The organism is Micromonospora auratinigra, assembly GCF_900089595.1.
GTDB classification, from domain to species: domain Bacteria; phylum Actinomycetota; class Actinomycetes; order Mycobacteriales; family Micromonosporaceae; genus Micromonospora; species Micromonospora auratinigra.
The window spans coordinates 5956330-5969271 of sequence record NZ_LT594323.1; the positions used below are offsets into that span (position 1 = coordinate 5956330).

The window sequence follows — 12942 nt, forward strand, 5'->3', positions numbered from 1 at the left end:
CTGCTCCGGCGCGAGCCTACCCGCCGGTAAGGTCCGGGCGAAGCCTGGTGGCTATCCTTCAGTCTGCGGCAGTCGGCGGCCTCCGGGCGGCACAGACTGCGCATCCTAGCGGTGAAGGGGAGGGGCCGACACATGGCCGCAGAGCAGTCGTTCGACGTTTACCGCCTGCCTGAGGAGCACGACGCGATCCGGGAGGCGGTCCGTGAGGTCTGTGCGGCCAAGGTGGCTCCGCACGCCGCCGAGGCGGACGAGACCGGTGAGTTCCCGAAGGCGTCGTACGACGCGCTGCGGGCCGCCGACTTCCACGCCCCGCACATCCCCGTCGAGTACGGCGGCGCCGGCGCGGACGCCCTGGCCACCGCGATCGTGATCGAGGAGGTGGCCCGCGCCTGCGCCTCCTCCTCGCTGATCCCGGCGGTCAACAAGTTGGGCACCATGCCGCTGCTGCTGGCCGGCTCCGAGGAGCTGAAGCGCAAGTACCTGACCCCGGTCGCCGCGGGTGACGCGATGTTCTCGTACTGCCTCTCCGAGCCGGAGGCGGGCAGCGACGCGGCCTCGATGACCACCAAGGCGGTCCGCGACGGCGACCACTGGGTGCTCAACGGCGTGAAGCGGTGGATCACCAACGCGGGCGTCTCCGAGTACTACACCGTCTTCGCGGTGACCGATCCGACGGCCCGCTCCCGGGGCATCTCGGCCTTCGTGGTGGAGAAGTCCGACGCCGGGGTGAGCTTCGGTGCGCCCGAGAAGAAGCTGGGCATCAAGGGTTCGCCGACCCGCGAGGTCTACTTCGACAACGTGCGCATCCCGGCCGACCGCATGATCGGCGCCGAGGGCACCGGCTTCGCCACCGCGATGAAGACCCTGGACCACACCCGGGTCACCATCGCCGCGCAGGCGGTCGGCATCGCGCAGGGCGCGCTGGACTACGCCAAGGGGTACGTCCAGGAGCGCAAGCAGTTCGGCAAGGCGGTCGCCGAGTTCCAGGGCATCCAGTTCATGATCGCCGACATGGGGATGAAGCTGGAGGCGGCCCGGCAGCTCACGTACACCGCCGCCGGGAAGTCCGAGCGGGGTGACGCCGATCTCACCTACTTCGGGGCCGCCGCGAAGTGCTTCGCCTCGGACGCCGCGATGGAGATCACCACCGACGCCGTGCAGCTGCTCGGCGGCTACGGCTACACCCGCGACTACCCGGTCGAGCGGATGATGCGGGACGCCAAGATCACCCAGATCTACGAGGGCACCAACCAGGTGCAGCGCATCGTCATGGCGCGGCAGCTGCTCAAGGGCTGACGTACCACGACGGAGGTCGGGCGGGCGGGTCGGAGGAATCCGGCCCGCCCGCGGTCGTTCATCGGGTCTCGGCGGTGCCCTCCGGTCGACCGGTGGCGCGCGGAGGCGCGGACCACGGCGACTCGCCGCCGGTGCGGCGGGGCAGGGGTTCGGTGGGGGTGTCGGGATAACCCAGGCTCAGCGGGGCCGGGTCGGGGTCCTGCCGGGCGTCGGCCGGGGGCCAGTCACCGAACGAGCGGGGGGTCTCGTCGGGCTGGTCGACCGGGGTCAGCTCCGCCCCGGTCGCCGGGGCCGGCCAGCGCCGCCAGCGCTGCACGCTGAAGACCGCCATCAGCAGCAGCACGCCGATCAGGAACAGCGTGCCGTTCTCCAGCGGCAGGCGCAGCGGCAGCGGGTCCCCGAGCACCTTCCAGTTCTCGGGTACGCGGTCCCGGACGCTGAACGGGGCGACGAACATCCCGACGTACGGGACGGCCAGCAGCAGCCCGGCCACCAGTGGGCCGAGCGGCGAGAAGCGCAGCGTGGCGAGGAGGCCGAGCAGGATGCCGGCGACGCCCAGGTAGACGGCCGGCTCGATCAGGTTGGGGGTGCTGTAGGTACCGAGTTCCACCCAGCGGTGGACGGTACGACCAGATCCGTCCTGACCGAGGGTGACGAGCACCCAGGTGAGCGGCGCCACCACCAACCCGGCGAGGAAGCTCCAGAGATGTCGCATCCGCGCACCGTACCGTCTCTGGCATGACAGATCACCCCGCCGCCCCACCGGGCAAGCCGACCTCGTACTCGCGCGTCACGCTGAGTCGCATCATGACTGCCGTCGATGTAAATCTCTACGGGACGGTGCACGGCGGGGTGCTGATGAAGTTCGTCGACGACGTGGCCGGCGCGGCCGCCGCCCGGCACAGCGGCGGGACCGCGGTGACCGCCTCGATCGACGAGATCGTCTTCTCCGAGCCGGTCCGGGTGGGCGACCTGGTGCACGCGCACGCCCAGGTCAACTGGACCGGGCAGACGTCGATGGAGGTAGGGGTGAAGGTGGTCGCCGAGCGCTGGGACTCGGCCGAGGACGAGCCGGTCCGGGTGGCCACCGCGTACCTCGTCTTCGTCGGGGTCGACCTGGGCGGCGCGCCCCGGCCGGTCCGGCCGGTCCTGCCGGAGACCCCGGAGGACGAGCGGCGCTACCGGGAGGCGGAGATCCGCCGCGCGCACCGGTTGGCCAAGCGCCGGGCGATCCAGGCCCACCGCGCCGGCTGAGCGCGATCCACACCGTCGAGGGTCACGGGGTGTGGCCCGGCCACGCCCCGTCGGCGGCACCCGCTGCGGACAATGGCCGGGCGAGGTAGGGCAAGATGGCGCCACGGCCCATGCACAGTGTCGTGACGGGCCTCAGGGAGGGTGGAGCAGTGGGTGACGTGCTGTGGACGCCGCCGGCCGACGTGCGCGAGCGGTCCCGGATCGGTGACTTCCTGCGCTGGCTGGCCGCGCACCGGGGGCTGGAGTTCGCCGACTACGACGCGCTGTGGCGCTGGTCGGTGACCGACCTGGCGGCCTTCTGGCAGTCGGTGTGGGACTACTTCGAGGTCGTCGCGCACACCCCGCCGACGGCCACCCTGACCGACCGGTCGATGCCGGGCACCCGCTGGTTCCCCGGCGCGACGCTCAACTACGCCGAGAACGTGCTGCGGATGCCGGGCCGGGGCGACGACGACCCGGTGGTGATCGCGCACGGGCAGACCCGCGCGCCGCAGACGTTGACCGCCGCGCAGCTGCGCGAGCAGGTCCGCCGGGTGGCCGCCGGGCTGCGCCGGCTCGGCGTCGGCGAGGGCGACCGGGTGGCCGCGTACGCGCCGAACATCCCGGAGACCTTCGTGCTGCTGCTGGCCACCAGCAGCCTGGGCGCGATCTTCTCCTCCTGCGCCCCCGAGTTCGGCACCCGCAGCGTCACCGACCGCTGGCAGCAGATCGAGCCGAAGGTGCTGGTCGCCGTCGACGGCTACCGGTACGGCGAGAAGCCGGTCGACCGGCGCGGTGAGGTGGCCTCGATCCGGGCCGCCCTGCCGTCGCTGGCGCACACGGTCGGGATCGGGTACCTCGACCCGGCCGGTGGGTTCGGCGACGGCGTGCTGCCCTGGGCGGAGCTGGCGGCGGAGACCGACGAGCCGCTCACCTTCACCCCGGTGCCGTTCGACCACCCGCTCTACGTGCTCTACTCCTCCGGCACCACCGGGCTGCCCAAGCCGATCGTGCACGGGCACGGGGGCATCCTGCTGGAGCACCTGAAGATGCTCGCCCTGCACCACGACCTGGGCCCGGCCGACCGGTTCTTCTGGTTCACCACCACCGGCTGGATGATGTGGAACTTCCTGGTCTCCGGGCCGGCGGTGGGCGCCACGATCGTGCTCTTCGACGGCAACCCCGGCCACCCCGACCTGGGCGCGCTCTGGCGGCTGGCCGCCGAGACCGGCACCACGTACTTCGGCACGTCCGCGCCGTTCCTGCTGGCCTGCCGCAAGGCCAACCTGAAGCCGGCGGCGATCGCCGACCTCTCCGCGCTGCGCGGGGTCGGCTCGACCGGCGCGCCGCTGCCGGCCGAGGGCTTCACCTGGGTGTACGAGAACGTCGGCGACCGGCTCCAGCTCCAGTCGCTCTCCGGCGGCACGGACGTCTGCACCGGCTTCGTCGGCGGCGTCCCGCTGCTGCCGGTGCACGCCGGGGAGATCACCTGCCGGGCGCTCGGCGCCAAGGTGGAGGCGCGCTCGGCCGACGGCACCCCGGTCATCGGCGAGCTGGGCGAGCTGGTGATCACCGAGCCGATGCCGAGCATGCCGGTGGGCTTCTGGAACGACCCGGAGGGCAGCCGCTACCGCGAGGCGTACTTCGAGGTCTACCCCGGCGTCTGGCGGCACGGTGACTGGATCACCGTGAACGAGCGGGGCGGCTGCGTGATCACCGGCCGCTCCGACGCCACCCTCAACCGGGGCGGCGTACGCCTCGGCACCGCCGAGTTCTACTCGGTGGTGGAGGGGCTGGACGAGGTGGTCGACTCGGTGGTCGTGCACCTGGAGGACGACGAGGGCGGCGCGGGGGAGCTGCTGCTCTTCGTGGTGCTCGCCGAGGGCCTGGAGCTCGATGACGAGCTGCGCAGGAAGATCTGCCGCGAGCTGCGTACCGCCCTGTCGCCGCGGCACGTCCCCGACGAGATCCACCAGGTACGCGCGGTGCCGCGCACGCTGAGCGCCAAGAAGCTGGAGGTCCCGGTCAAGAAGATCCTCACCGGCACCCCGGTGGACAGCGCCGCCGCCAAGGGCGCCCTGGCCAACCCGGAGTCCCTCACCGCCTTCGCCGCCTTCGCCCAGCGCCGCGCCGACTCCGACCACCCCACCCCCGCCTGACCCCGGGGCGGGGCGGGTCAGCGGAGGGTGCGGGTGGTCTTCTCCGACCCGGCGCGGGCCGGGAGGCGGGCCGGGTCGGGGTTGGCGCAGAGGACCAGGGTCGCGCCGGCCAGCAGCGGGGCGAGCAGCCAGTCGACCGGGTCGGGGTGGGCGGTGACGTCGATCAGCACCCGGTCACCCTGGACGAGGCCCAGCTCCGCGCCCCGGGCCTGCGCGCGGGCCAGCAGCGCCGCGTCGCCCTCACCACCCCGGGGGTACGGGGTGTAGTGGTCGCCGTGACCACGGACCGCCGAGACGAAGTCGGTGAAGCCGGCCGGCACCTGCCGCATCGGCAGGGCGAACGGGTCGAGGGCGAGGGCGTACCGGTCACCGGCCGACCAGCGGGCCGCCTCGTCCACCCGGGACGCGGCGGCGAAGAGCACGTCCACGTCACCGGGGTCGCCGACCACGGTCAGCTTCGCCGACCAGCAGCCGAGCAGCACGGCGGCGGTCTGCCAGTGCGGGGGCAGCAGCACGGCGGCCCGGTCGCCGGGGCCGAGGCCGACCTCGTCGACGAGCAGGTTCGCCGTCTTGGCCACCCAGTTGGCGCAGGTCGCCCCGGACAGTTCCGTGCGCTCGCCGGTGGCGTCGTCGTACCAGGTCAGCAGGGGGCGGGTGGGGTCGGTCGCGATCGCGTCGGCGAAGACCCGGGCAATGTTGTCGGCCATCGGCGCGAACGATACGCGCCCGCTGCCCGTACTCGATGACAACGACAAGTCGGCGTACCGTCGGGTCGCAGTCAGCGCCCGGGCCCCGCTCCGGCGTAGTCTTGCCGACAGTGTTGTCCGCCACATCGTTGAATGAGGAGTCGCCCCGTGACCGCCGGTCGCCCGCCCCGCGTGCTCATCGACGCCACGAGTGTCCCCGCCGACCGTGGCGGCGTCGGTAGATACGTCGACGGCCTGTTGGGCGCGCTCGGTGGCGTCTGCGGATCCGCCGTGGACCTGGCGGTGGTCAGCCTCCGCACCGACCTGGAGCGTTACACCCGGATGCTGCCCGGGGCCGAGGTCCTGCCCGCCCCGGCGGCGGTCGCGCACCGGCCGGCCCGGCTGGCCTGGGAGCAGACCGGCCTGCCGCTGCTGGCCCAGCAGGTCGGCGCGGAGGTGCTGCACTCGCCCTTCTACACCTGCCCGCTGCGGGCCGGCTGCCCGGTGACGGTCACCGTGCACGACGCGACCTTCTTCACCGAACCGGAGCACTACGACAAGTCCCGCCGGACGTTCTTCCGCAGCGCGATCAAGACCTCGCTGCGCCGCGCCGACCGGGTGATCGTGCCGAGCAAGGCCACCCGGGACGAGCTGATCCGCCTGCTCGACGCCGACCCGACCCGGATCGACGTGGCGTACCACGGGGTCGACCAGGCCGCCTTCCACGCGCCCGGCGAGGAGGAGAAGGCCCGGGTTCGGGCCCGCCTCGGCCTGGGCGACAGCAGCTACATCGCCTTCCTCGGGGCGAAGGAGCCGCGCAAGAACGTGCCGAACCTGATCCGCGGCTGGGCCCGCGCGGTGGCCGACCGGGCGAACCCGCCGGCGCTGGTGATCGCCGGTGGCCAGGGGCACGACGACGACATCGACCGGGCGGTCGCCGAGGTCCCGTCGCACCTGCGGCTGCTGCGCCCGGGCTACCTGCGCTACGCCGACCTGCCGGGCTTCCTCGGGGGCGCCCTGGTCGCCGCCTACCCGTCGTACGGCGAGGGGTTCGGCCTGCCGATCCTGGAGGCGATGGCCTGCGCCGCGCCGGTGCTCACCACGCCGCGCCTCTCGCTGCCCGAGGTGGGCGGCGACGCGGTGGCGTACACCAGCGAGGACCCGGACCAGATCGCCAGCGACCTGACCGCCCTGCTGGACGACGAGCAGCGGCGGTTGGCCCTGGCCAAGGCCGGCTTCGCGCGGGCCAAGGAGTTCACCTGGGAGTCCAGCGCGGAGGTCCACATCGCCGCGTGGAGCCGGGCCTGTTCCTGAGGGTCCGCTGCGGGTCGGTGCGACGATCCGTGCTCCGGGGGCCCGGTCGGGCATGATGTGCTGATGTTCTACGCCGTCATCCCGGCGGGTGGCAGTGGCACAAGGTTGTGGCCGCTGTCCCGTGCCGGCCATCCCAAGTTCCTCCACCCGCTGACCGGTACCCCGTCCTCGCTGCTCCAGGCGACGGTGGACCGGTTGGGGCCGCTGACCACACCCGAGCGCACGCTGGTGGTCACCGGGGCCGCACACGTCGCGGGGGTGGCCCGGCAACTGGCTGGCCTGCCGGCGGAGAACATCCTCGTCGAGCCCTCGCCCCGGGACTCCTGCGCGGCGATCGCGCTGGCCGCCGCGGTGATCGCGCACCGCGACCCGACGGCGGTGATGGGCTCGTTCGCCGCGGACCACCTGATCGGTGACCCGGCCCGCTGGGCCGAGGTGGTCCGGCAGGCGATCCGGGGCGCGGAGCAGGGGCTGCTGATGACGGTCGGCATCACCCCGACCCGGCCGGAGACCGGCTACGGCTACCTGGAGACCGGTGACCCGGTCGGCGACGGCCCGCTGCGTCCGGTGGCCGAGTTCAAGGAGAAGCCGGCCGCCGAGGTGGCCGAGGGGTACGTCCGCTCCGGGCGGCACCTCTGGAACGCCAGCATGTTCGTCTGGCGGGTGGACGTGTTCCTCGCCGAGCTGGCCCGCCAGCAGCCGGCCCTGCACAGCGGGATCACCGCGATCGCGGCGGCCTGGGGCACCCCCGAGCAGGACGACGTGCTGGGCACCGTCTGGCCGACCCTGCCGAAGATCTCCGTCGACTACGCGGTGATGGAGGGCGCGGCGACCGCCGGCCGGGTGGCGACCGTACCGGGCGACTTCGGCTGGAACGACGTGGGCGACTTCCACACGCTGGGCGAGGTGCTGCCCGCCGACGCCCACGGCAACGTGGTGCTCGGCGGTGACGTCAAGCCGGGCGTGGTGCTGCACGACAGCACCGGCACCGTGGTCGTGCCGCAGGCCGGTCGCCTGGTCGCCGCCGTCGGCGTGCACGACCTGATCGTCGTCGACACCCCGGACGCGCTGCTCGTCTGCCCCCGGGACCGCGCCCAGGACGTCAAGAAGATCGTCGACCGGCTCAAGGAGAACGGCGAGGAGAGCCTGCTCTGACCGGTGCCGCCGGCCCGTCGGTCAGCCGGCGGGACGGCGGGCCAGCGCGGCCAGGCCGGGGGCGACGAGCTGGGCGGTTCCACCGGCCAGCGGCTCGGGCAGCCGGTCCGGCGGGAACCAGCCCAGCGCCTCCGACTCGGCGCTGACCCGCTCGGTCGCGCCGGCCGGGGCGACCACGGCGAAGCGGACGTCGTAGTGCAGCGAGCCACCCTGGCAGGAGACCTCGTGGACGTCCACGTCGATCGGCGTCGGATCGACCACCAGCCCCGCGATGCCGGACTCCTCGGTGGCCTCCCGCAGCGCCGCCGCGGCCAGCGTCCGGTCACCGGGTTCGCAGTGCCCGCCGAGCTGCACCCACTTGCGGAACTTGCCGTGCAGGCAGAGCAGCACCCGCTCGCCGGTGGCGTCGAGCACCAGCGCGCTGGCGGTGACGTGCCCCGCGCGGTGGGTCCGGTGCAGCGCCACCGGCCCGGCGGCCAGCAGGGCGAGGGTCCGGTCCCGGTTCGCGGCGGCCGCCGGGCTCGTCGCCGTCCAGCGGCTCAGCACCGCGGTCGCGTCGGCGTGCAGGTCGGCGTACGTCTCGGAGGGCACCCCGACACTGTACGGGCGGGCCCTCCGTACCCTGGCCCGGTGACCCTGCGACTGCTGGAGTTCGTGGTGGCCGGCAACGAGGCCAGTGACCTGCTGCCGGTCCGCTCCCCGGCGCTGCTGCGGGCGCACGGCGCGCGCCGTGGCTTCTGGACGGTGCTGGACGAGGGCCCGGTGGAGCAGTGCCTGGTCCTGCTGCTGGAACGCGACGACCGCGAGTGGGTGGCCCACCACGTGGCCGCCGACGCCGGCGCCGAGAACGGCCGCACCGAGGACGGCGAGGCGCTCGCCCACCACGACGGCTGGGTGTACGTCTTCGGTTCGCACTTCGGCTCGAAGGGTGGCCCGCTGCGGCCCCGCCGCGCGTTCGTGGCCCGGTTCCGCGAGGCGGAGGCCGCCGGCGGGACGCTGCCGGTGCACGTGGTGCGCAACCGGTTCCGGCTGCACCGGGCGGTGAACGACGCGCTCACCGCCGCGCCGCTGACCCTGCTGCCGCCGGGGGAGCGGGTCCGGCACCGGTTCATCGTCGAGACGCTGGCCCGGGGCACCGCGAGGGCGAAGAGTTGGGTGACCCGGCTCGCCGAGGACGACCTGCCGCTGAACGTGGAGGCGGCCGCCTTCACCCCGACCGGCACGGTGCTGCTCGGGCTGCGCTTCCCGGTCACCGAGGGGGGCGAGCCGATCCTCGTCGAGCTGGCCGGAGTGCCCGACATGTTCGCCCGGACCGCCGGTCGCGACGAGCCGGGCTGGCCCCGGGCGCTGGGCGCGTACGCGCTGACCGGGGTGACCCCGCCGGGCGCGCTGGCCGGCTTCCGGGCCCTCCACCCCACTGCCGACGGCGGGTACGCGGCGGTGATCGGGTCGATCGACGCGCTGGGCAAGGGGTCGGTGCTGCTCGACGACCACCCGCACGGCGGCGCGGTGCACTCGCGGCACGTGGCGTTCCGGTGGGAGCCCGACCGGGACGCCCGGATCGCCGGTCGGTCGGTGGCCGAGCTGGCGCCGTTCCACCACGTGGAAGGGCTGGCCGAGCTGGACGGGAGCTGCTTCTACGTCACCGACGAGGATCACCGGGTCGCGCTCTGGGTGGCGGATCCGGCGGTCCCGGGGGACGACCGGTGACACCCCTGCGACGCAAGCCACAGGCCCTCGTGGTGCCGCCCGGTCGTCCGTGCCCCCCGTATCTCCCGGTAGCCCCCGGACCGGCGGCAACGCCTCCGGCCCCGGCGGGCAAGGGGTAGTCTGCCGAACCCGCGGGCGACCGTCGAGGTTTTTCAGTCCACGCTTAAAAGTGGAGATTAGTACCGCCAGGTACAGTGCCACTGGTGGTGGGCACTCCCTCTGCCCACCCGGGAGAGCGCTTCCATGCTGAAGGTCATCTTCTCGAGCGAGGACATTCTGCGGACCAGGGTCGCCCCTGCCGCGGACCCGGTCTGGGAACTGGTCCTCAGCCTGCACCTGCTCCAGGGCCGGGAGCGGGAGCCCCTCCTGCTCGAATGGCGACGCGCGGTGGCCCGCGCCCTGCGTACCGGAGCGGACGGGGAGCAGTTCCGGCTGCTGTTCGCCCTGAACCCGCCGCGCGGCTACTTCCCCGACTTCCTCACCCCGTACGCCAGCCGGGACGGGTTCGAGGCCGGGCTGGAGGCGGTTCGCAGCACCCCCGTCGACCTGCTGCGGCGCGACCTGACCCTGCTCTCCGGCGAGCACGCGCTGCCCGCCCCGGCCGGTGCGCTGGCCCGTGGTGAGCCGGAGGTGCTGCGCCACCTCACCGAGTCGATGGCGCGGTACCGGGCGTTGGCCGTGGCCCCGTACTGGTCCCGGATCCAGGCCGCGGTGGAGGCCGACCGGGCGCGTCGGGCCCGGGCCATGCTCGACGGTGGGCCCGAGGGACTGCTCGACAGCCTCCGGCCGAGCATGCGATGGGCCGACGGGGTGCTCGAGGTGCTCGACTATCCGGACACCCGGGAACTGCGCCTGGACGGCCGGGGGCTGCTGCTGGTCCCGTCCTTCTTCTGCGCCCGTACCCCGGTCGCCCTGCTCGACCCGACGCTGCCGCCGGTGCTGGTCTACCCGGTCGACCGGCTCGGCGGCCTGACCCCGCTCCGCGACCCCGACGACGCCGACCGGGAGGCCCTCGCGGCGCTGCTCGGCCGCACCCGGGCCGCCGTGCTGGCGGCGGCCGAAGACGGCTGCACCACCGGCGAGGTGGCCCGGCGGCTGAGCATCTCCGCCGCCGCGGCCAGCCAGCACGCCAGCGTGCTGCGCAACGCCGGCCTGCTGGTCAGCCACCGCGACCGCAACACCGTCCTGCACACCCTGACCCCCCTCGGCCGCGCCGTCCTCGACCCCTGACCCCCGCGGACCTCGAGGCGCTGATTCACGGAAAGAGTCGTCATGCGGGCCAGGAAAGCCACTCTTTCCGTGAATCAGCGCCTCGCCGAGTGGGTGGGAGGGGGAGGCGTCGTCAGAGGGCCAGGGCGGCGCTGGCGGTGCTGCCGGTGGGCGGCGGGAGAAGGGTCGAGGGGACGCCTTCGGCGGCCAGCGCGGTGCGCAGGCGTTGCAGGTCCGCGCCGAACCGCACCAGGTCCGCCTGGTCGATCGGGGTCGGCGGGGAGCCGAGCACCAGACCGGTGGCGCGCTCGGGCCAGCCGTCCACCGAGGCGACCAGGCCGGCGCGTACCTCCTCGTCGGTGACGTGGGTGAAGACGGTGCCGGGCGTGACCACCTCGGCGACCGCGGCGAGCGCCCGGTCCACGGCCATCGGGTCGGCCGGTGCCGGCCCGGTGCCGTCGGCCAGGGTGGCGGCGTCGCGGAACCCGGCCGCCCGCGCCTCGGCGGTGCCGAGCGAGAACAGGTCCAGCTCGGCGTCCCGGACCAGGGTGCGGGCACCCTCGCCGTCCGGCGCGCCGGCCACGCCCGGGTAGCCCCGGACCACCGCCACCGGCACCTGGTCGCACTTGCCCTTGATCAGCTCGCCCGCCCCGGCCAGCTCGTCCACCACCGCCAGCTGGGTCAACTGGAGTTCGTTGCCGTACGGGTCGATCTCCCCACGGTGGTCGCGGATCGCCGGCATCCCGGCGACACCGAGCGCCACGTCGGTGAGGCCGTTGCGCCACGGCCGGCCCATCGTGTCGCTGATGATCACCGCGACGTCGAGCCGGTGCTGCTCGCGCAGCGCGGCCCGCAGCGCGCGGGCGGAGGCGTCCGGGTCCTCCGGCAGCAGCACCAGGCGGGTCTTGTCCACGTTCGACGCGTCGATGCCGGCCGAGGCCATCACGAAGCCGTGGTGGGTCTGCACGATCCGGGTCGCGCCCCGGGTGGCCACCACCCGGGCCGTCTCCCGGTCCAGCGCCGCGTCCCGGGCGGCGAGCCGCTCGGGCCCGTCCGCCGGCACGTCGACCAGCCGGCCCTCCGCCTTCGACACGATCTTGCTGGTGACCACCAGCACGTCGCCGTCGCGCAGCCACGGCGCGGCGGCGGCGATCAGGGCCGCCAGGTCGTCGCCCTCGGTCACGTCGCCGATGCCCGGCACCGGCAGGATCTCCAGCCTCACATCAGCTCCAACGCGGCCCGGACCATCGCCGCCGTCGCCGCCTCGTCGGTCATCCGCAGCGGCGCGGACCGGACGGTCACCCCCGGCACCACGGTCGCGGCGTCCTCCGGCGCGACCAGCCAGCCGTCGAGCAGCCCGCCGTCCGCCCGGCCGCCGTAGAGACGGCCCACCCCGGCGGCGCTGCACTCCACGCCGAGCACCGCGAGGCAGCGGTCGGCCATGCCGCGCACCGGCGCGCCGCCGATGATCGGGGACACCCCGACCACCGGGGCCGGCCCGCCCGCCACCGCCTCCCGCAGCCCCGGCACGGCCAGGATCGGCGCTACGCTCACCACCGGGTTGCTCGGCGCGACCAGCACCACGTCGGCCGTGGCGATCGCGTCCAGCACGCCGGGCGCGGGCTTCGCCGCCTCCGCGCCGACGAAGACGAACCGGTGGGTCGGGACCTGCGCCCGGTGCCGTACCCACCACTCCTGGAAGTGGATCGCCCGCTGGCCGCCGTCGAGGTCGACCACCGCGTGCGTCTCCAGCCGGTCGTCGGTCGCCGGCAGCAGGTGTACGCCGGGCTGCCAGCGGGTGGCGAGCGCCTCGGTCACCCGGGACAGCGGGTACCCGGCGTTGACCATGGTGGTCCGCACCAGGTGGGTGGCGATGTCCTTGTCGCCCAGCCCGAACCAGCTCGGTTCCGCGCCGTACGCGGCCAGCTCGGACTTGACCGTCCAGCTCTCGCCGACCCGGCCCCAGCCCCGCTCCGGGTCGGCGCCGCCGCCCAGCGTGTACATCACGCTGTCCAGGTCGGGGCAGACCTTCAGCCCGTGCAGCAGCAGATCGTCGCCGACGTTGACCACGGCGGTCACCTCGGCACCCACCTCCCGGGCGTACGCCCGGACGCCGAGCAGGAACCGGGCACCCCCGATGCCGCCGGTCAGAACCACGATGCGCATGCCGTCCATCCTTC

The 12942-nt window shown here is 74.0% G+C and carries 12 protein-coding genes; 7 read left to right on the top strand and 5 right to left on the bottom strand.

Annotated features, from left to right (window positions below; translation table 11 throughout):
* Window positions 1-132: 132 nt before the first annotated feature.
* Window positions 133-1296 carry an acyl-CoA dehydrogenase family protein gene (locus GA0070611_RS27175; RefSeq protein ID WP_091670521.1) on the top strand — a complete coding sequence of 388 codons (1164 nt, stop codon included), beginning with the start codon at window positions 133-135 and terminating at the stop codon, window positions 1294-1296.
* A 58-nt stretch (window positions 1297-1354) separates the two neighbouring features.
* Here the strand turns inward: GA0070611_RS27175 and GA0070611_RS27180 are convergent, their stop codons facing one another.
* A complete protein-coding gene (locus tag GA0070611_RS27180; protein ID WP_091670524.1) occupies window positions 1355-2011 on the bottom strand; it encodes a hypothetical protein in 657 nt (218 codons plus the stop codon).
* Between the two features lie 23 nt (window positions 2012-2034).
* Here GA0070611_RS27180 and GA0070611_RS27185 point away from each other — a divergent pair, with 23 nt between their 5' ends.
* A complete protein-coding gene (locus GA0070611_RS27185; protein WP_091670529.1) occupies window positions 2035-2550 on the top strand; it encodes an acyl-CoA thioesterase in 516 nt (171 codons plus the stop codon).
* 149 nt (window positions 2551-2699) lie between these two features.
* Window positions 2700-4688 (top strand): acetoacetate--CoA ligase, encoded by a 1989-nt coding sequence (locus GA0070611_RS27190; protein ID WP_091670532.1) that lies wholly within the window; start codon window positions 2700-2702, stop codon window positions 4686-4688.
* A 17-nt stretch (window positions 4689-4705) separates the two neighbouring features.
* Here GA0070611_RS27190 and GA0070611_RS27195 read toward each other — a convergent pair whose 3' ends face one another.
* On the bottom strand, window positions 4706-5395 hold the full coding sequence (locus tag GA0070611_RS27195; RefSeq protein WP_091670537.1) for a TIGR03089 family protein: 690 nt from the start codon (window positions 5393-5395) through the stop codon (window positions 4706-4708).
* A gap of 147 nt (window positions 5396-5542) precedes the next feature.
* Between GA0070611_RS27195 and GA0070611_RS27200 the strand changes: the two genes are divergently transcribed.
* Both GA0070611_RS27200 and GA0070611_RS27205 read left to right on the top strand, forming a co-directional pair.
* Entirely contained in the window at window positions 5543-6688 is a 1146-nt protein-coding gene (locus tag GA0070611_RS27200; protein WP_091670542.1) for a glycosyltransferase family 4 protein, read from the top strand.
* A gap of 63 nt (window positions 6689-6751) precedes the next feature.
* Entirely contained in the window at window positions 6752-7843 is a 1092-nt protein-coding gene (locus GA0070611_RS27205; RefSeq protein WP_091673505.1) for a mannose-1-phosphate guanylyltransferase, read from the top strand.
* A 21-nt stretch (window positions 7844-7864) separates the two neighbouring features.
* Here the strand turns inward: GA0070611_RS27205 and GA0070611_RS27210 are convergent, their stop codons facing one another.
* Window positions 7865-8434: an NUDIX hydrolase gene (locus tag GA0070611_RS27210; protein ID WP_091670547.1), complete on the bottom strand. Its 570-nt coding sequence runs from the start codon at window positions 8432-8434 to the stop codon at window positions 7865-7867.
* Window positions 8435-8473: 39 nt separating this feature from the next.
* On the opposite strand from GA0070611_RS27210, the gene GA0070611_RS27215 reads away from it, so the two are divergent.
* Both GA0070611_RS27215 and GA0070611_RS27220 read left to right on the top strand, forming a co-directional pair.
* On the top strand, window positions 8474-9553 hold the full coding sequence (locus GA0070611_RS27215; protein WP_091670552.1) for a hypothetical protein: 1080 nt from the start codon (window positions 8474-8476) through the stop codon (window positions 9551-9553).
* Between the two features lie 243 nt (window positions 9554-9796).
* Window positions 9797-10783: a helix-turn-helix domain-containing protein gene (locus GA0070611_RS27220; protein ID WP_091670557.1), complete on the top strand. Its 987-nt coding sequence runs from the start codon at window positions 9797-9799 to the stop codon at window positions 10781-10783.
* Between the two features lie 112 nt (window positions 10784-10895).
* Here GA0070611_RS27220 and GA0070611_RS27225 read toward each other — a convergent pair whose 3' ends face one another.
* Window positions 10896-11984, bottom strand: a complete 1089-nt coding sequence (locus GA0070611_RS27225; RefSeq protein ID WP_091670560.1) for a coenzyme F420-0:L-glutamate ligase — start codon at window positions 11982-11984, stop codon at window positions 10896-10898.
* Window positions 11981-12928, bottom strand: a complete 948-nt coding sequence (cofD, locus tag GA0070611_RS27230) for a 2-phospho-L-lactate transferase (RefSeq protein WP_091673507.1) — start codon at window positions 12926-12928, stop codon at window positions 11981-11983. The genes GA0070611_RS27225 and cofD overlap by 4 nt, the downstream gene beginning before the upstream one ends.
* Between the last annotated feature and the right edge of the window lie 14 nt (window positions 12929-12942).